Source organism: Dietzia sp. IBK-p2-15D (assembly GCF_057773105.1).
On the sequence record NZ_JBYMTK010000006.1, the window covers coordinates 116,186 to 132,397 of the forward strand.

Here is a 16,212-nt window from a genome sequence, read left to right on the forward strand (position 1 = left end):
TCTACATTCGACAGTACCCGCACCGGCTCACTAGCACAAGGGTTCGATCATCTTCGATCACTCACCCCAACCTGGAACCCACCCACTGCGCCAGGGAAACACTGTCGCCTGCATCCGATCGACCAGACCGGCGGCCATCAGCGCCCGGTTCATCGACAAGCTGCCGTGCGAGCGCAACGACACGTCGGATTGCTGCTTCAAGCGAGTGACCACCTCGACGGCGTCTCCGCTGACGATGGCCGCGTCCGGCCAGTCGAGGGGACCATCCAGCGTCGTTGACACCACCGTGGTCAGCAGCGTGGTCATCTGGGTGACCCAGGGGTCGAACACGCCGGAATCGTCAGTAGGCCGCCCCAATCACCGTTGTCGTTGTACGACCCGAAGCCGTTGAGGCTGGCGAAGACGTCAAACGTGTAGGTGGCGGTCATGGTGTTGCCTCCTAGATCGTGGACGTCTCCCATGGGAGGCGTCCGGAGGTCAGCCGGGTTGGAGTGTCCGGAAATCGCCTCGGTCGAAGCTGATGTGGAACCTCCTCGAGTCGATCCGCCAGCCCTCCGGCGTCCGGGTCCACAGATCCGAATACTCGCCGAAGCACTCGTATGACAGATCGGACTGGTCCCCGGTGCCGAGGTGGAGGACACGCGCGTACGTGAGGCTTCGTGCCCGGTCCTCGTCTCCGTGGAAGGCGAGCTGGACCCGATGGTTGCCCAACAGGTGCTGGGACGGTCCGCAGCCCCCGAGGTGCTCCCTGACCCTCTCGATGATCGCCTTCAGACCGGTCGCGCCGTACCCGGTCGCGGACTCGGTGAACAGCTCGCCCAGCCCGTCCCAGTCACGTGAGTCCAACGCTGAGGCCACGTCGGCCAGACGCTCGATGATCAGGTCCCTGTCACTCGTCATCTCCCCTTGGTCGCAGGGATCGCCGGGGGATCTCAGCTGTCCTGGCTAATCTGGCCGCCATGACCGACGTCGAGATCGCGCTGTCCACCGGCCGCGTCAAGGGCACCGACCTGGGGGATGTGGTCCGCTACTACGGCATCCCGTACGCCGAGGACCCCGTCGGCGACCTGCGGTTCGCCGCCCCGGTCCGCCGCGAACCGTGGCCGGGCGTCCGGGACGCGACCAGGCCCGCCGCCACCGCGCAGCGGCTGCGCTTCGACCCCGCTCCGGCGATCCCCGAGCCGATCGTCGCCGGAACGGACATCCTGCACGTCGACGTGTGGGCTCCCACCGAGGGCACGGGCCACCCGGTGCTGGTGTGGATCCACGGCGGCGGGTGGGAGTCCGGTTCGTCGCACCAGCCCTGGTTCGACGGGACCGCCTTCGCGCGCGCCGGGATCGTCGTGGTCTCGGTGGGCTACCGCCTGGGCGTCGAGGGGTTCACCGCGTTCCCCGACGCCCCGGACAACCGCGGGGTACGCGACTGGATCATGGCCCTGGAGTGGGTCCGCGACGAGATCGCGGCGTTCGGCGGCGACCCCGGGCAGGTCACGGTGTCGGGTCAGTCGGCGGGCGGCGGGGCGGTGCTCTGCCTGCTCGCCTCGCCGTTGGCGGCCGGCCTGTTCCACCGGGGGATCGCCTCGTCGCCCGCGGTGCTGCGATCGCCTGCCGCTCAGGCCCCCAAGGGGACGACCGCCGCGGAGCTGGCAGCAGGCGGTCGGGGCGCCGTCGACGAGTTCCACCGTCGACTGCGCAAAGACAATCCCTTCCTCATGCCGTTCCGGCCGACAGTCGGCGACGACACCGTCCCGGTCCCACCCCTGGAGGGCATCGGGAGCGGGCCCGGGCTCGACCTTCCCCTGCTCATCGGCTCCACGGCCACGGAGTTCGAGGGAGTCGTCCGGGCCCTCCCCGGGCCGGCGCTGGTGCCGGGTGCCGCGATGATCCTGCGGTCCCAGGAGCTGCCCACCACCGGACTGCGCGCGCTGGCCAGACAATCGGCGGGCAAGTCGCTGCGACGGGCGGTGGGGGCGGTGGTCGACGCCGCGACCATCCACTCGACCGTCGTGCGAGCGGCGGAGACCCGGGTGGCCGCCGGCGCACCCACCTGGGTGTACGACTTCCGCTGGGCCGAGGGCCGCGGCGCCGTGCACTGCGCGGACCTGCCGTTCTTCTGGGCGGTCCCGGAAGCCGCGAACGTGCGGGCCTACCTCGGAGCTGACGCCCCGCCGGAGCTCGTCGACGCGATGCACCGGTCGTGGGTCGACTTCGTCCGCTCCGGGGACCCGGGGTCCCCGCCCTATGCGCCCCTCGGGAGGCGGGTGCAGGTGTGGGATGACCCTCCCGCCGTCGTCGAGGACGGACTGGCCGATGTCCGCGCGGTTTGGTGGCCCGCTGGTGGCTCCTGACACCTTGCTACGATTGCGCCGCGCGTGCCGGTGACGTTCCCGGTGCGTGCGGGGGGCTATAGCTCAGTTGGTTAGAGCCGCGGACTCATAATCCGCTGGTCGCGGGTTCGAGCCCCGCTGGCCCCACCACCGCTGGCCCCACCACCACGCCGCGACCCCACCTCGGACGTGGGTCGGCCCGGTCAGGCGGGTCCGGAGCGTCCGACTAGGATCGATCTCCATGGTCGCCTCCCTGCTCGTCGCCGGTACGACCTCGGATTCGGGCAAGAGCGTCGTGACCACCGCGCTGTGCCGGGCGTTCGCCCGCCGCGGCATCGACGTGGCCCCGTTCAAGGCCCAGAACATGTCCAACAACTCGATGGTGGTCGCCGCCCCTCGCCGCACAGGTCCGCACAGCACAGGCCCGGACGGCACCGCCGAGATTGGGCGCGCGCAGTGGATCCAGGCCCTGGCCGCGGGCGTGGCCCCGGAGCCGGCGATGAACCCGGTGCTCCTCAAGCCCGGTGGCGACCGGCGTAGCCACGTGGTGGTGATGGGACAGCCGGCCGGGTCGGTGTCCTCCCGCGACTTCGTCGACGGACGGGCCCACCTGGCCGAGGCCGCGTTCGCCGCCTACGACGACCTCGCCTCCCGCCACGACCTGGTCATCTGCGAGGGCGCCGGCAGTCCCACCGAGATCAACCTGCGCTCCAGCGACTACGTCAACATGGGCCTGGCCCGGCACGCGGACATGCCCGTCGTCGTGGTGGGGGACATCGACCGCGGGGGCGTCTTCGCCGCCCTCTACGGCACGGTCGCGCTGCTCGAGCCCGCCGATCAGCGGCTGGTCGCCGGGTTCGTCATCAACAAGTTCCGCGGCGACCCCACGCTCCTGGCGCCCGGGTTGCGCCAGCTCGAGGACCTCACCGGCCGCCCGGTCCACGGGGTGCTGCCCTGGAATCCCGACCTGTGGCTGGACTCGGAGGACGCCCTCGCGGTGGGTCCCCGCGCCGCTCACGCCACCGCCACCCTGCGCGTGGCCGTGATCCGTCTGCCGCGCATCAGCAACTTCACCGACGTCGACGCCCTCGGCCTGGAAGCGGACGTGGAGCTGGAGTACGTCACGGAGCCCCGCGACCTCGCCGGGGCGGACCTCGTCGTCGTCCCCGGGACCCGCGCCACCCTCGACGACCTCGCCTGGCTCCGCGCCCGGGGCCTGGACCGTGCGCTCACCTCCCACGTCGAGCGCGGCGGCGCGGTGCTGGGGATCTGCGGCGGCTTCCAGATGCTCGGCGGGGAGATTTCCGACCCGGACGGCATCGAGGGCGAGCCCGGCACGCGCGTGACCGGCCTCGAACTGCTCCCCATCACCACGCGCTTCGGCGCGGAGAAGGTGCTGCGGCTGCCCACCGGACGCGTGCTGGGCCAGGACGTGGGCGGGTACGAGATCCACCACGGGAGGGTGAGCGTCGGCGGCGGGCGCGAGCGGGTCGACGACGACGAGGAGTTCCCCGGCGGAGCCCGGCGGGGCCGCGTGTTCGGCACCATGTGGCACGGAACCCTCGAATCGGACGGCTTCCGGTCGGCGCTGCTGGCCGAGGTCGTCGGCGGCTGTGGGGGTGATGGCTCCGGCGGCGCGGGTCGTATGCGCCCGGCGTCATCGGTGAGTTTCGCCCGGGCCCGCGAGGCGCGGCTCGACCTGCTGGCCGATCTCGCCGAGGAGCACCTCGACCTGGACGCGCTGCTCGAGTTGGCTCGCTCGGGCGCTCCGGAACTGCCGCTGCTGCCGCCGGGGGCGGACCGATGAGCGTGCTGATCCTGGGCGGGACCGCCGAGGCCCGCGACCTCGCCGTACTGCTGCAGGAGCACGGCCTGCGGTTCTGCTCGTCGCTGGCGGGCCGGGTCGCGCGGCCGCGGTTGCCGGTGGGGGAGGTGCGCGTCGGCGGGTTCGGCGGCATCGACGGGCTGCGGCGGTACCTCACGGAGGCCGGCGTGACGGCGGTGGTGGACGCCACCCACCCCTTCGCCGCCGGCATCTCGGCCAATGCCGCCGCCGCCTGCGCCGCCGCGGAGGTCCCGCTGCTCCGCCTCGAGCGGCCGGGGTGGGCCGCCGCCCCCGGCGCGGAAGGCTGGCACTGGGTGGACGACCACGACGAGGCCTCGGCGACCGCGTCCTGCGTGGGCCGGCGGCCGTTCCTCACGATCGGCCGGCAGTCGCTGGACAGGTTCGTCGGCCCGCTCGCCGGGCACCACGCGCTGGTCAGGGTGGTGGACCCGCCGGAGGTGGAGCTGCCCGCGCCGTGGCGACTGCTGCTGAACCGCGGCCCCTACTCGGTGGCGAGTGAGCGCGAGCTCTTCGCCGACCACGGCGTGGACGTGCTGGTCACCAAGGACTCGGGCGGCGGTCACACGTGGTCGAAGATGGCGGTGGCCGACGAACTCGGCGTGCCGGTCGTGGTGGTGCGGCGGCCCGGGTCCGCGCCGGGCGTGCGAGTGGTGGACGATGCGGCTGCCGCTGCGGAGTGGGCCGGCGCCGCTGACTGACCTGGCCGGAACCCCGGGAACCGCGGTTAGAGCAACTCGATGTGGATCTCCCGGATCCGGTCATCGTCCACCGTGTAGCGGCCGCGCAGATGCAATTTCACGGTCTGCCCCTCGTCCAGCGACGTTCCCATGAAGTTCTTCACGTCGGCGCGTGCGGTGAGCGTGTTGACCACCGTGACGGTGGCCGTGTCGCCGCTGACCTCGATCTCCTCGGGCGTCATGCGGTCGACGAACGTACTGGTCATCGCGCGGTAGGTGTCGAGGTAGGCGGAGAGTCCGTGCTGCGTGCCGGCGGCGGAGTGCAGGACGACATCCTCATCGAGCACGGCGGCCAGATGGTGGGGGTCCTCACTGTTGTACGCGTCGAAGTAGGCGGTGATGACGTCGCGCACGCTCATGGGGTCTCCTCGGTGGTCGTCACGACCCTGGCGGTCATTGGGACCGGACGCGGGGTCTACGCATATTCGGCCAGAACGCGCCCGCGACCGCAAGGGGCCCGGTTAGCCGAGTCGGGCGGGCCGGCGCGCGGGGGCGAAGCGCCGCGCGTGCGCCGCGAACCGGGCCGCCATCGCCGGATGCCCCGCCCAGTGCGAGTGCAGGTAGGAGGCGTGGACCGACCCGCTGACGAAGCCCTCCGGTCCGGCGCTGCTGGTCCAGGCGGGAGCCGCGCCCGGCCCGTCCGTGCTGGGCACGCCCGCGTGAGAGCCCGCCGCGCCCCCCGCCCCAGCCGGCGGGTTCACGGCCGTGCGGTGGAACTCGTGGCCGGTGACCTCGGTGCCGGCGGTCGCCAGGACGCTGTCGGCGACCGCGGTCGACCGGCGGTAGGCCAGCGTGAGCCGCGGGGCCATGGCCGCGTCGGCGTCGACCGCACCGACCATGGGGACACCGTCGAGGGTGCAACAGAGGTAGAGCAGGCCCGCGCACTCGGCGACGGTCGGCGTCCCGGCGGCCGTCGCCGCGCGCAGTGCCCGCAGCATCGGCTCGTTGGCGGCGAGGTCCGCAGCGTGGACCTCGGGGAACCCGCCCCCGAGGTAGATCCCCGCGGCGGTGTCGGGCAGTGCCTCGTCGGACAGCGGGTCGAACGGCACGACCGAGCAGCCGGTCGCCTCGAGCAACTCGACCGTCTCGGCATAGCGGAACGTGAAGGCCCGGCCACCGGCCACGGCGATGAGCCGGCGGCCCTCGTCGTCGTCGACCTCGTGGGCTCGGTCACCACCCAACGCCACGCGCGCCGACCACGCCTCGCCCGCCAGCGGCGGCGCCTCACGCGCGATCCGCATGACGGCCTCGAGGTCGATCGACGCCGCCACCTTCCCGGCCAGGTGGTCGAGCGACCGCGCGGCCTCCGGGCGTTCGGCGGCGGGGACCAGGCCGAGATGGCGGGAGGGGGCGGTGACGTCGTCGTCGCGCTGGAGGACGCCCAACACCGGGATGCCGAGTGGGGCGAGCGCGCGGCGGACCTCGTCGGAGTGGCGGACGGAGCCGGCCTTGTTGAGCACCACCCCGGCGATGCGCACGGCCGGGTCGTAGGAGGCCATCCCCAGCACCACCGCGGCGATGCTGCGCGAGGCGTGGGAGATGTCCACCACCAGCACGACGGGGGTCCCGGTGAGCGCGGCGACGTGGGCCGTGGAGGCGAACCCGTCGCCGCCGATGTGCCCGTCGTACAGGCCCATGACGCCCTCGATCACCGCGACGTCGGCGGGTCGACCCGCGCCGGCGCCGTGCAGCAGCAGCGGCACGATTCGCTCCTCGCCCACCAGGTGCGGGTCCAGATTGCGGCCCGCCCGCCCGGTGGCCAGGGCGTGGTAGCCGGGGTCGATGTAGTCGGGGCCCACCTTGTGCCCCGAGACCTCCAGCCCGGTGCGGCGCAGCGCGGCCATGAGGCCGGTCGCGACGGTGGTCTTGCCGTGCCCCGACGCCGGCGCGGCCACGACGATCCGCGGCAGCGCGGTCACCATTCGATGCCCCGCTGACCCTTCTGCCCGGCGTCCATCGGGTGTTTGACCTCGGTCATCTCGGTGACCAGGTCGGCGACCTCGAGCAGCCGGGGGTCGGCATCGCGGCCGGTGATCACCACATGCTGCCGGCCGGGGCGGTTCGCGACGGTGGCGACCACGTCGTCGACATCCACCCAGCCCCATTTCATGGGATAGGTGAACTCGTCGAGCAGGTAGAGGTCGTGCCGCTCGTCGGCGAGGCGCCGCTTGATCTCGGCCCATCCTTCGGCGGCGTCGGCGGCGTGGTCGTCCTCGGTGCCGTCCTTGCGCGACCACGACCACCCCGAGCCCATCTTGTGCCACTGGACCGGCCCGCCCTCGCCGGTCTCGTCGTGCAGGCGGGCGAGGCGTTCCATGACGGTCTGCTCGCCGATGCGCCACTTGGCGGACTTGACGAACTGGAACACCCCGATGTCCCAGCCCTGGTTCCAGGCGCGCATCGCCAGGCCGAACGCGGCGGTGGACTTCCCCTTGCCGGGCCCGGTGTGGACCATGACCAGCGGCCGGTTGCGGCGTTGGCGGGTGCTGAGCCCGTCGTCGGGCACGATCTCCGGCTGTCCCTTGGGCATCAGGCCACCTCGTTCCGGGGGTCGACGCCCCGGGGGCGCGCGGTGCGGGCGCGGGCTGTGTGAACGTCGACCGTGTCGGTGAGTCCCTCGGCGGTGACCTCGCCCAGTGGCACGTGCTCAGCGCCCAGGTGCCCGGCGAGCTCGGAGGCCAGGCCCATCCGGAAGCGGCCGGTCTCGCAGTCCACCACCACCGAGGCCACGCCGAGGGAGGCCAGCCCGGTCGCCGCGGTGCGGGACCTGGCGAGGGCGTCCGGGCCGTGGGTGGCGCGGCCGTCGGTGACGACGACGAGGAGGGCCCGCCGCCGCGGATCGCGGACGCCTTCGATGCGCAGGACCTCGGCGGCGGTGAGCAGTCCCTCGGCCAGTGGGGTCCGGCCGCCCGCCGGGAGTTCCGCGAGGCGGGTGGCCGCGATGTCGACCGACGAGGTGGGCGGCAGGGTCACGTGGGCCGCGGACCCGCGGAAGGTCACCAGTCCCACCTTGTCGCGGCGGCGGTAGGCGTCCAGCAGTAGGGAGAGGATCGCGGTCTTGACCTGCTCCATCCGGGTGCGGGCGGCCATGGAGCCGGAGGCGTCCACGCAGAACAGCACGAGGTTGGACTCGCGGCCCTCGCGCACCGCCGAGCGCAGGTCCTCGGCGGCCAGCCGGAGTCGGCCACCGTTTGGGCCGGCTCCGCGACCGCGGGCGGACTGCTGCGGCGCGGCGGACCGGATCGTGGCGGGCAGGTGCAGGTCGGACCCGGTGAACGCGCCCTCGCCGATGCGCCGGCCGCTGGTTGTGATGGCCCTCGACCGGCGGCCGGCAGCGCCCTGGCCGGTACCGGCGACGGCGAGCAGGCGGGTGCGGTACGGCGCCGCGGCCGCGGTGACCGTGCCTGGCTCGGGCGGGGTGGGCCCGTGTGCACCGGGCTCGGAGGCGTCGGCGGTCTGGCCGTGGGCATCGTCGTCCGATTGGCCGCCCGATCGGCCGCCCGCCTGGTCGGTGCCCGCGGTGCCGGAGTCGTCGCCAGCGCCGGGGCTGTCCTCGGTCTGCTCGGTCTGCTCGGGCGAGTGCTCGTGCCCGGCGTGCTCGGCCGAGGCCCGCGCCGGGGTCGACTCGGCGTCCGGGGTGTCTGCCGACGCGGACTCGTCTGCGGACTCCGACTGTTCGGCGTCGTCGGCCGGCGCGGTCTCGTCCCGGGGGTCGGGATCGGGCTCGTCGTCGTCGCCCAGGAGCCGTTCCAACAGGTCCTCGTCGAGGCCCGGCGCATCGAACGGGGCACGACGGCGGCGGTGGGGCAGTGCCATGCGCGCGGCGACGCGGATGTCCTCGCGGGTGATCCGGGTCCGGCCCTGCCATGCGGCATGGGCGGCGGCGGTGCGGGCGGTGACGATGTCGGCGCGCATGCCGTCCACGTCGAAGCCCGCACACACCCGGGCGATGGTCGACAGCGCCCAGGGGGTCAGCGTCACCCGGTCGAGCACGCGCCGCGCGGCGGCGATCCGCTCGCGCACTGCGGCCTCGTCGGCGGCGTGGGCGGCGACGAGTCCCGCCGGGTCGGCCTCGAACGCGATCCGGCGGCGCACCACCTCGGCGCGCAGCTCCGGGTCCCGGGGCGCGGCCACCTCCACGGTGAGGCCGAAGCGGTCCAGCAGCTGCGGTCGGAGCTCACCCTCCTCGGGGTTCATGGTGCCGATCAGCACGAAGCGCGCGGCGTGCTCCACCGAGATGCCGTCGCGCTCCACGGTCACCCGGCCCATCGCGGCGGCGTCGAGCAGCAGGTCCACCACGTGGTCGTGGAGCAGGTTGACCTCGTCCACGTAGAGCAGTCCGCGGTGTGCGCGGGCGAGCAGGCCAGGTTGGAACACGGTCACACCGTCGGCGAGCGCACTCTCCAGGTGTAGTGATCCGGTGATGCGGTCCTCGGACACCCCGATCGGTAGCTCGACCAGGCGGACCGGCCGCCGCTCGGTGGGCGCGTCGTGGGGGATACGCCCGTCCGGGGTCTCGGAACCGCGGTCGTCGGGTGCGGAGGAGAAGCGGTCGCCGGTGACGACCTCGACCTCCGGCAGGATCCCGGCCAGGGCGCGGACCATCGTGGACTTGGCCGTGCCCTTCTCACCGCGGATCAGCACGCCGCCGACCGCCGGGGACACCGCGGTCAGGGTCAGGGCCAGCGACATGTCGTCGGAACCGACGACAGCGCTGAAGGGGTAGTGCAGTGGCATGGGGGCTCCCGCTCTCGTCTGCCAGGCTGGTCAGCGCGAGGCCGGTCTCCGGACTTCCCGGCTCATCTCGGACGTGCGCGCGGGGCGCGATCGCCTGATAGGCCGGGTTACCGTAGCGGGCCCTGTGCCGGATTCTCACCGGCTTCCCTGATTCTCCCCTCCGCTCCGCCTGTGGCGGGTCGTGGGGCACCTCGTGCTGTGGGGTCTGTTCGGTTGTGTGGTGCTTCAGGCTAGCCCAACGGCCTGTCCCGGGGCGCCTCAGGTGTCGCGGTAGGGTTCCGCGTCATGAATGCACGGGTGGTGGTCGTCGGCATCGGCGGCGACGGGTGGGCGGGGCTCGACGAGGCCCGCCGCCGCGCCGTCCTGGGCGCCGATGTGGTGCTCGGCGGGGAGCGTCATCTGGCGATGATTCCGGGCGACGTGACGGCCGAACGAGTGCCGTGGCCGCGGCCGCTGCGGGACGGATTGCCGGAGCTCCTCGAGCGATTCCGCGGGCGCTCGATCGTGGCCCTGGCCTCGGGCGATCCGCTGGTCGCGGGGATCGGCACGACCCTGATCGATGGGCTGGGCGCGGATGCGGTGGAGGTGCTCCCGGCGGTGTCCTCGGTCGCTCTGGCCCGCGCCCGGATGCGGTGGCCGGCCGAGTCCGTGGCGGTGCTGCGCGACCACCGCGGGCTCGGTCGTGAACTGGCACCGGGGCGGCGTGTGTTGGTGCTCTCGGCCGATCGGCACACGCCGGGAGAAGTCGCCGCGACGCTCCGGGGCGCCGGCTTCGGGGGGAGCGCGATGACCGTGCTCGCCGATCTCGGGGGCCCGGCCGAAGCGCGATTCAGCTGCCCGGCGCGCGACTGGTCGCACGGTCGCGAGGTGCCCGCGCTGCACGTCCTGGCGGTTGAGTGCGTGGCCGATCCCTCCGCCCGCCCGCTCGGGCTGGCGCCGGGATTGCCCGACGACGTCTTTGAGAACGACGGCCAGCTCACCCGCCGCGACCTGCGTGCTTCGGCGCTGTCGCGGCTCGCTCCTTCGGCCGGCGAGCTCATGTGGGACGTGGGCGCCGGCGCCGGGTCGGTGGGCATCGAGTGGATGCGCGCGCACCCGTTGTGTCGGGCTGTCGCTGTGGAGGCCGATCCCGAGCGGGCGGCGCGTGTCGCGCGCAACGCCGTGCGGCTCGGGGTGCCGTCGTTGGAGGTCGTCAACGGCCGCGCCCCGCAGGTTCTGGACGGCCTGCCCCGCCCCGACGCGGTGTTCATCGGCGGGGGCGGCACTGCCTCTGGCCTGCTCCAACAGTGCTGGGACGCGCTGGCCCCGGGCGGCCGGTTGGTTGCACACGCCGTGACCCTGGAGACCGAGCGCGCACTGATCGACGCCCGCGCCGAATTCGGCGGGGAGCTCATCCGGCTGCAGGTCGAGCAGACAGATTCGATCGGCAGGTTCACCGGCTGGGCGCCGACGCGGGCCGTGGTGCAATGGTCCGCCGTGAGGCCTCGCTCGACCGCGACTGATGTCCAGGAGATAGGGAAGACCTCGTGACCGTTCACTTTGTGGGAGCCGGGCCCGGCGCCGCGGACCTGCTCACCCTGCGGGCGGCTGCGGCGCTGGCCGCGGCCGACGTGTGCCTGTACGCGGGCACCTACCTCGACGACGGGGTGCTCGATCACTGCCGCCCAGGCACCCGGTTGGTGGACACCCAGCGCCTGGACCTCGACGGGATCATCGCGGAGATCGTCGCCGCCCATGCCGAGGGTCTTGAGGTGGTCCGGCTGTGTTCGGGCGATCCGTCGCTGTACTCGGCGCTGGCCGAGCAGACTCGCCGCCTCGACGCGGCCAGCGTGCCGTGGGACGTGGTTCCTGGTGTTCCCGCCTACGCGGCGGCCGCCGCCGAGCTGGGGGTGGAGCTCACGGTTCCCGAGGTGGTGCAGTCGGTGGTGCTCACCCGCGTTCAGGCTCGGTCGACGGCGATGCCGTCGACTGAGTCGTTAGAGAGCTTTGCCGCCACCGGCGCGACGCTGGTCCTGCACCTGGCCATCACCCGGATCCGCGAGCTGGCCGAGCGTCTGGTGCCCACCCACGGCGCGGACTGCCCGGTGGCGGTGGTCGCCAACGCGAGCCGCCCGCACCGCGTGGATCTTCGCGGCACGCTCGCCGACATCGCGGACGCGGTCGAGTCCGCCGGCCTGCGCCAGGCCGCGGTGATCCTGGTCGGTCGCGCGCTGGTCAGACCGGGGGAGGCCGAGTCGTGGCTGTACGCGTCAAGCCCGGAGCGGGAGTCGAAGCGGCGGGGCTGAGCGGATTGGCCGAAGGCAGCGGGCAACAGACGGTGTCCTCCGGCCGGCAGGAAGCCCGAACCGACGCAACGGTATCGGCGAAGGGCCGCGTGGCTCGCCAGGAACGCCAGCTGCGAGACCCACGTGGATCGGAGAGGCTTAAGCTGCGCTCGCCAGCACCGAAGCGTAGCCACCTCCCCTGTGGGGTACACGGCAGCGGGGCATCACTCAGCTTGGGCTTCCTCCTGGTTCAAAAGGCCACGAACGTTCTGTGGCACGTGCATTTCTTAGGGTCTAGAGCCCAGAGGTGCTCGCTTCATCGTCAGTGGGGGAGTACCTGCCGGTTGCGAGCTGCCTGCTGGTGGCGGTAAAGCGTGGCTCGGGACCAGCCGACCAGACTGGCTGCTTCGGCGGCGGTCCGGCCCTTTCTTCGGGCGTCTTGGGCGATCTCGAGCTTCTCGGCGATCACTGTGGGATCAACAGGGGGCCGGCCGAACCGAGTGCCGCTCTGCTTCGCCGCGGCGATGCCGGCGTTGACTCGCTCGGTGATGAGCTCGCGCTCGTACTCGGCCAGCGTGGCCAGCATGCCCAGCATCAACCGCCCGGAAGTGGTCTCCGGGTCGATGCCATCTGAGAGCGATCGGATCTTCACGCCCTTGTCGCGAAGCAGGTTCACGGTGTTGAGGACATCGATCAGGGAGCGGCCGAGGCGGTCAATGCGCCACACCACGACCGTATCGCCGGGCTCGACGTAGTCCAACAGCCGCTTCATCCCCGGGCGCTCGATCGCGGCCCGGCTCCCCGAGGTGACGTCGGCGAAGACGTCGCGCTTCTGCACCCCGGAATCCACGAGTGCATCCAGCTGCAACTGCGCGTCCTGACTCGCAGTACTGACGCGAGTGTACCCCAGATGCCTCATAGCCCGATTCTGCCTCACAAATCCCTACCGAAGCCGGCTCTGAAACAAATTACGTCAAGACGACTTAGTGAGACTCCGGTGGGTGCCTGTAGCGCCAGGAAACCTGTTCAAAACTGGCCGTAGTCCTGGACGAGGTTAAGTGTCTTGACAACCTTTAGGTTTTTAAGGCGTTGTCACAACAGTTCAGCAGACGCTGTATAGTTCAGCAAGTGCTGACTATTGTTTCGCGTGTGGATGTGATGAATCGGTTAGGGCGGGCGATGGCCGACCCGACGCGGTCCCGGATACTGCTGACCTTGCTGCAGCAGCCGGCCTACCCGGCGGAGCTGGCCTGCGATTTGGAGCTGACACGGTCGAACGTGTCGAACCATCTGGCATGCCTGCGCGACTGCGGGATCGTTGTCGCAGTGCCCGAAGGCCGCCAGACCCGGTACGAGATCGCAGACCCGCACTTGGCGCGGTCGCTATCCTCCTTGGTCGAGGTCACCCTCGCGGTCAACGAAAACGCCCCCTGCTTGGAGCCCGACTGCTCAGTGCCGGGTTGTCACGCCACGGAGGTGCAGGCGTGATCCTGTCCTCGGCCCTGCAGGCGATCGGCCTGTTCATTGCCACCAATATCGACGACATCATCGTCCTGTCGCTGTTTTTCGCCCGCGGAGCAGGCCAACGCGGAACCACCGCACGCATTCTGGCCGGCCAGTATCTTGGCTTCGTCGGCATCCTCGGCGTCGCTGTGCTCGTCTCCCTGGGCGCGGGAGCCTTCCTGCCCCCGGGGGCCATCCCTTACTTCGGGCTGATCCCACTTGGCTTGGGACTGCGGGCCGCGTGGCAGGCCTGGCGCGGGGACGATGATGACGACGACGACGCAAAGATCGAGGGCAAGAACGTCGCCGTATGGACCGTGGCCGGCGTAACCTTCGCCAACGGCGGCGACAACATCGGCGTCTACGTCCCCGTCTTTCTCAACGTGGGCACGGGAGCCGTAGTTGCCTACTGCATCGTGTTCCTGGTGCTGGTGGCGGGACTGGTGGGCCTGGCCAAGTTCGTCGCCACCCGCCGACCGATCGCCGAAGTCCTAGAGCGCTGGGAACATATCCTGTTCCCGACTGTCCTGATCGGCCTGGGCGCCTTCATCCTGATCAGCGGCGGAGCATTCGGACTCTGACAGAACCGACGCAAACCCCACCACGCACCCGTGAGCCGCCGACTCGCTCTGATTCTTCCGGCCAGAACGCCCGATTGGTACGTCGCCGCCAAGAAGTAGCCACAGAAGACCGCCACAAAGCGATCAAGTCCACAACAATTCGCGAATGCAACAACTGTCCCAAAATTGATCGTTTTACGGATGTGGGAGTGATGTAGCTTTCTGAGGCGATCACAAAATGCCGCGACTGAGCGATTAATCCCGCCACGCGAGGCGGTGGTCAGACGCAGCAGGAGGTGGGCAGTTCGGTGTGGAAGGTGCCTGCGACCAGGCGCAGAGCTTCGGAGACGGTCAAATAGGGGGCCCAGGTGTCGGCAATCTGGCGGGTGGTCATCCCGGCTGTGATGGCGTAAGTCGCCGCGAGCATGACTTCTCCGGCGTGGTCTCCGATTGCGCTGAGTCCGAGGATTCTTCCGGTTTCTGTTTCGGCGACCATCTTGATCGCCCCGCGGGTGTCCTGGTCGACTAAGGCGCGCGGCAGGTCCTCGAAGCTCATCACCCGGGATTGGCAGCGGTGCCCGGCGGCCCGGGCTGCGGCCTCGGTGAGCCCGGCGGTGGCCAGGTGGGGGCGGGAGAAGATCACCGCTGGCAGTCCGGTGTAGTCGACGACCTCGCCTGGGCCCTGCGGATCGGTGCGAAGGGCGTTGGCCGCGGCGGCTTTCCCGGTGGCAGCAGCGACGTAGACGAACTGGGGTGCCGAGGTGGCGTCACCGGCGGCGAAGACGCGCCGGTTGGTGGTGCGCTGATGCTCGTCGACGAGGATGAATCCGTCCGGGTCGGTGGCGATTCCTGCGGCTGGCAGGTTGAGGCGGTCTGTGGACGGGCGACGCCCGGTGGCCACTAGTAGCCGTTCTGCGCAGTGGCTGCGGCCCGAAGCGGTACGGACTGTGACCTGTGCGTTCTGCCGGTCGACAGAGGTGGCGTGCTCCTCGATCACCGTGATCCCGTCCTGAGCCAGGGCCTGGCGAAGGATGGCGACCATCTCCGGCTCGGCAGCAGGGGTGATCCTGCCGATGATGGTCACCCGGGTGCCCAGATGGGCGAAGAGTTGGGCCTGTTCGATACCGACGTAGCCACCGCCAATGACGATCATGGAGTCGGGCAGTTCAGTTAATTCCATGGCGGTGGTCGAGGTCAGATGCTCCACCTCGTCCAGCCCGGTCACCTCCTTCGGTAGTGCCGGTTCTGCTCCGGTGGCCAGTACCACCGAACCGGCCGCCACCGGATCCCCATCCATCACCAGAGTGTCGGGATCGAGGAAGGAAGCCTCCCCACGGCGGATCTCGAAGCCATGGGCGTTCGCGACGTCGGCGTACTTGGTCTCTCGCAGTCGAGTGACCAGCTGGTCCTTCTGCTTGACCAGCGCTCCCAGATCAACGCCCCGGGCGAGGGTGGGGACCCCGGGGAAGGGATTGGTCAGTGCGACCTGGCGGGTGCCGGCAGCGGCCAGCAGCGCCTTGGACGGGACGCACCCGATGTTCACGCAGGTGCCGCCGATGGTGCCGTGCTCGATCACCAGCACCGTCCTGCCGGCCTGGCGAGCGGTGATAGCGGCCGCCATGGCTGCCCCGCCGGAGCCCACCACCGCCAAATCGAATTCGAAACCCGGTTCCATCAGATGGCCCCTCTCTTTCTTCGCTCATTAGGATGGACCTTCCAGCGCACTGGAAGGTCAACCCAGGCGGTCTCGAAGGAGCGGTAATTCCAATGAGGATCGGCGAACTGGCTGCCACGGCGGGCACCACTCCGAAAACCCTTCGCTACTACGAATCCGTGGGCCTGCTCCCGCCCCCACAACGAACCCTCAACGGCTACCGTGACTACCCCGAGCACGTGATCTCCCGGCTCGATTTCATCCGGCGGGGCCAGAGCGCGGGACTATCGCTTGCCCGCATCGGTGAGATCCTCCGGATTCGCGATGACGGACAGGCACCTTGCGCTCACGTCGACACGCTCCTGGTGACTCGACTGGACGAGATCGACCAGCAGATAGCCGATCTCTTGCAGCTGCGTCAGGCAGTCGCCCAGCTCCAGTCCGCCAGCCGCACAGTGGACCCTGCGACCTGCCAAGCCGAGACGATCTGCCGCTACCTCTGACTGGCGGTGCTGTGGTCCATGCGGGACGCACCGCCTTCCCTGCCGGCCGGTGGCCGCGACCCGGCGGGGGGTTGTTGATGC

At 70.9% G+C, this 16,212-nt stretch carries 15 protein-coding genes, 1 tRNA gene, 1 pseudogene and 1 riboswitch; of the genes and pseudogenes, 9 read left to right on the plus strand and 8 right to left on the minus strand.

What is annotated here, in order from left to right; all coding sequences use genetic code 11:
• Positions 1–81 precede the first annotated feature (81 nt).
• Together AC3DEV_RS09940 and AC3DEV_RS09945 are read right to left on the minus strand one after the other, a co-directional pair.
• Positions 82–428: pseudogene (locus AC3DEV_RS09940) on the minus strand (dihydrofolate reductase family protein); the annotation flags it as partial.
• Between the two features lie 49 nt (positions 429–477).
• Complete coding sequence (locus AC3DEV_RS09945) at positions 478–900, minus strand: nuclear transport factor 2 family protein (RefSeq protein WP_488371984.1); 423 nt, start codon at positions 898–900, stop codon at positions 478–480.
• A 59-nt stretch (positions 901–959) separates the two neighbouring features.
• On the opposite strand from AC3DEV_RS09945, the gene AC3DEV_RS09950 reads away from it, so the two are divergent.
• The 4 genes from AC3DEV_RS09950 (at position 960) to AC3DEV_RS09965 (ending at position 4,871) form a co-directional block, all read left to right on the plus strand.
• Positions 960–2,348, plus strand: coding sequence for a carboxylesterase/lipase family protein (locus AC3DEV_RS09950; RefSeq protein WP_488371985.1), 1,389 nt, complete (start codon positions 960–962; stop codon positions 2,346–2,348).
• A 52-nt stretch (positions 2,349–2,400) separates the two neighbouring features.
• A tRNA-Ile gene (locus AC3DEV_RS09955) sits at positions 2,401–2,477 on the plus strand.
• Positions 2,478–2,568: 91 nt separating this feature from the next.
• A complete protein-coding gene (locus AC3DEV_RS09960; protein WP_488371986.1) occupies positions 2,569–4,134 on the plus strand; it encodes a cobyric acid synthase in 1,566 nt (521 codons plus the stop codon).
• Positions 4,131–4,871, plus strand: a complete 741-nt coding sequence (locus tag AC3DEV_RS09965) for a cobalt-precorrin-6A reductase (RefSeq protein WP_488371987.1) — start codon at positions 4,131–4,133, stop codon at positions 4,869–4,871. Before AC3DEV_RS09960 ends, AC3DEV_RS09965 begins: the two co-directional genes overlap by 4 nt.
• Before the next feature lie 26 nt (positions 4,872–4,897).
• On the opposite strand, the gene AC3DEV_RS09970 is transcribed toward AC3DEV_RS09965, so the two are convergent.
• The 4 genes from AC3DEV_RS09970 to AC3DEV_RS09985 form a co-directional block, all read right to left on the minus strand.
• Positions 4,898–5,269 (minus strand): nuclear transport factor 2 family protein, encoded by a 372-nt coding sequence (locus AC3DEV_RS09970; RefSeq protein ID WP_488371988.1) that lies wholly within the window; start codon positions 5,267–5,269, stop codon positions 4,898–4,900.
• A gap of 102 nt (positions 5,270–5,371) precedes the next feature.
• Complete coding sequence (locus AC3DEV_RS09975; RefSeq protein ID WP_488371989.1) at positions 5,372–6,832, minus strand: cobyrinic acid a,c-diamide synthase CobB; 1,461 nt, start codon at positions 6,830–6,832, stop codon at positions 5,372–5,374.
• Positions 6,826–7,440, minus strand: coding sequence for a cob(I)yrinic acid a,c-diamide adenosyltransferase (gene cobO / locus AC3DEV_RS09980; protein ID WP_488371990.1), 615 nt, complete (start codon positions 7,438–7,440; stop codon positions 6,826–6,828). The genes AC3DEV_RS09975 and cobO overlap by 7 nt, the downstream gene beginning before the upstream one ends.
• Complete coding sequence (locus tag AC3DEV_RS09985) at positions 7,440–9,647, minus strand: magnesium chelatase subunit D family protein (RefSeq protein ID WP_488371991.1); 2,208 nt, start codon at positions 9,645–9,647, stop codon at positions 7,440–7,442. Before AC3DEV_RS09985 ends, cobO begins: the two co-directional genes overlap by 1 nt.
• A 22-nt stretch (positions 9,648–9,669) precedes the next feature.
• Positions 9,670–9,856: riboswitch (cobalamin riboswitch) on the minus strand.
• 76 nt (positions 9,857–9,932) lie between these two features.
• Between AC3DEV_RS09985 and cbiE the strand changes: the two genes are divergently transcribed.
• Together cbiE and AC3DEV_RS09995 are read left to right on the plus strand one after the other, a co-directional pair.
• Positions 9,933–11,177: a precorrin-6y C5,15-methyltransferase (decarboxylating) subunit CbiE gene (cbiE, locus tag AC3DEV_RS09990; protein WP_488371992.1), complete on the plus strand. Its 1,245-nt coding sequence runs from the start codon at positions 9,933–9,935 to the stop codon at positions 11,175–11,177.
• Complete coding sequence (locus AC3DEV_RS09995) at positions 11,174–11,932, plus strand: cobalt-precorrin-4/precorrin-4 C(11)-methyltransferase (protein WP_488371993.1); 759 nt, start codon at positions 11,174–11,176, stop codon at positions 11,930–11,932. Before cbiE ends, AC3DEV_RS09995 begins: the two co-directional genes overlap by 4 nt.
• Positions 11,933–12,233: 301 nt before the next feature.
• On the opposite strand, the gene AC3DEV_RS10000 is transcribed toward AC3DEV_RS09995, so the two are convergent.
• Positions 12,234–12,830, minus strand: a complete 597-nt coding sequence (locus AC3DEV_RS10000) for a recombinase family protein (protein ID WP_488371994.1) — start codon at positions 12,828–12,830, stop codon at positions 12,234–12,236.
• A 209-nt stretch (positions 12,831–13,039) separates the two neighbouring features.
• Between AC3DEV_RS10000 and cmtR the strand changes: the two genes are divergently transcribed.
• Both cmtR and AC3DEV_RS10010 read left to right on the plus strand, forming a co-directional pair.
• A complete protein-coding gene (gene cmtR / locus AC3DEV_RS10005) occupies positions 13,040–13,399 on the plus strand; it encodes a Cd(II)/Pb(II)-sensing metalloregulatory transcriptional regulator CmtR (RefSeq protein ID WP_253003346.1) in 360 nt (119 codons plus the stop codon).
• Positions 13,396–13,995 carry a cadmium resistance transporter gene (locus AC3DEV_RS10010; RefSeq protein ID WP_253003345.1) on the plus strand — a complete coding sequence of 200 codons (600 nt, stop codon included), beginning with the start codon at positions 13,396–13,398 and terminating at the stop codon, positions 13,993–13,995. Before cmtR ends, AC3DEV_RS10010 begins: the two co-directional genes overlap by 4 nt.
• Positions 13,996–14,254: 259 nt before the next feature.
• Here the strand turns inward: AC3DEV_RS10010 and merA are convergent, their stop codons facing one another.
• Positions 14,255–15,649, minus strand: coding sequence for a mercury(II) reductase (merA, locus tag AC3DEV_RS10015; RefSeq protein ID WP_317815268.1), 1,395 nt, complete (start codon positions 15,647–15,649; stop codon positions 14,255–14,257).
• A gap of 92 nt (positions 15,650–15,741) precedes the next feature.
• Here merA and AC3DEV_RS10020 point away from each other — a divergent pair, with 92 nt between their 5' ends.
• Positions 15,742–16,131 carry a heavy metal-responsive transcriptional regulator gene (locus AC3DEV_RS10020; protein WP_061230215.1) on the plus strand — a complete coding sequence of 130 codons (390 nt, stop codon included), beginning with the start codon at positions 15,742–15,744 and terminating at the stop codon, positions 16,129–16,131.
• Positions 16,132–16,212: the final 81 nt, after the last annotated feature.

Excerpts from the sequence above, each read along its gene's own strand:
- AC3DEV_RS09945 (WP_488371984.1), bottom strand. The coding sequence starts at position 900 with ATGACGAGTGACAGGGACCTGATCATCGAGCGTCTGGCCGACGTGGCC.
- AC3DEV_RS09950 (WP_488371985.1), top strand. The coding sequence starts at position 960 with ATGACCGACGTCGAGATCGCGCTGTCCACCGGCCGCGTCAAGGGCACC.
- AC3DEV_RS09960 (WP_488371986.1), top strand. The coding sequence starts at position 2,569 with ATGGTCGCCTCCCTGCTCGTCGCCGGTACGACCTCGGATTCGGGCAAG.
- AC3DEV_RS09965 (WP_488371987.1), top strand. The coding sequence starts at position 4,131 with ATGAGCGTGCTGATCCTGGGCGGGACCGCCGAGGCCCGCGACCTCGCC.
- AC3DEV_RS09970 (WP_488371988.1), bottom strand. The coding sequence starts at position 5,269 with ATGAGCGTGCGCGACGTCATCACCGCCTACTTCGACGCGTACAACAGT.
- AC3DEV_RS09975 (WP_488371989.1), bottom strand. The coding sequence starts at position 6,832 with ATGGTGACCGCGCTGCCGCGGATCGTCGTGGCCGCGCCGGCGTCGGGG.
- cobO (WP_488371990.1), bottom strand. The coding sequence starts at position 7,440 with ATGCCCAAGGGACAGCCGGAGATCGTGCCCGACGACGGGCTCAGCACC.
- AC3DEV_RS09985 (WP_488371991.1), bottom strand. The coding sequence starts at position 9,647 with ATGCCACTGCACTACCCCTTCAGCGCTGTCGTCGGTTCCGACGACATG.
- cbiE (WP_488371992.1), top strand. The coding sequence starts at position 9,933 with ATGAATGCACGGGTGGTGGTCGTCGGCATCGGCGGCGACGGGTGGGCG.
- AC3DEV_RS10000 (WP_488371994.1), bottom strand. The coding sequence starts at position 12,830 with ATGAGGCATCTGGGGTACACTCGCGTCAGTACTGCGAGTCAGGACGCG.
- merA (WP_317815268.1), bottom strand. The coding sequence starts at position 15,649 with ATGGAACCGGGTTTCGAATTCGATTTGGCGGTGGTGGGCTCCGGCGGG.
- AC3DEV_RS10020 (WP_061230215.1), top strand. The coding sequence starts at position 15,742 with ATGAGGATCGGCGAACTGGCTGCCACGGCGGGCACCACTCCGAAAACC.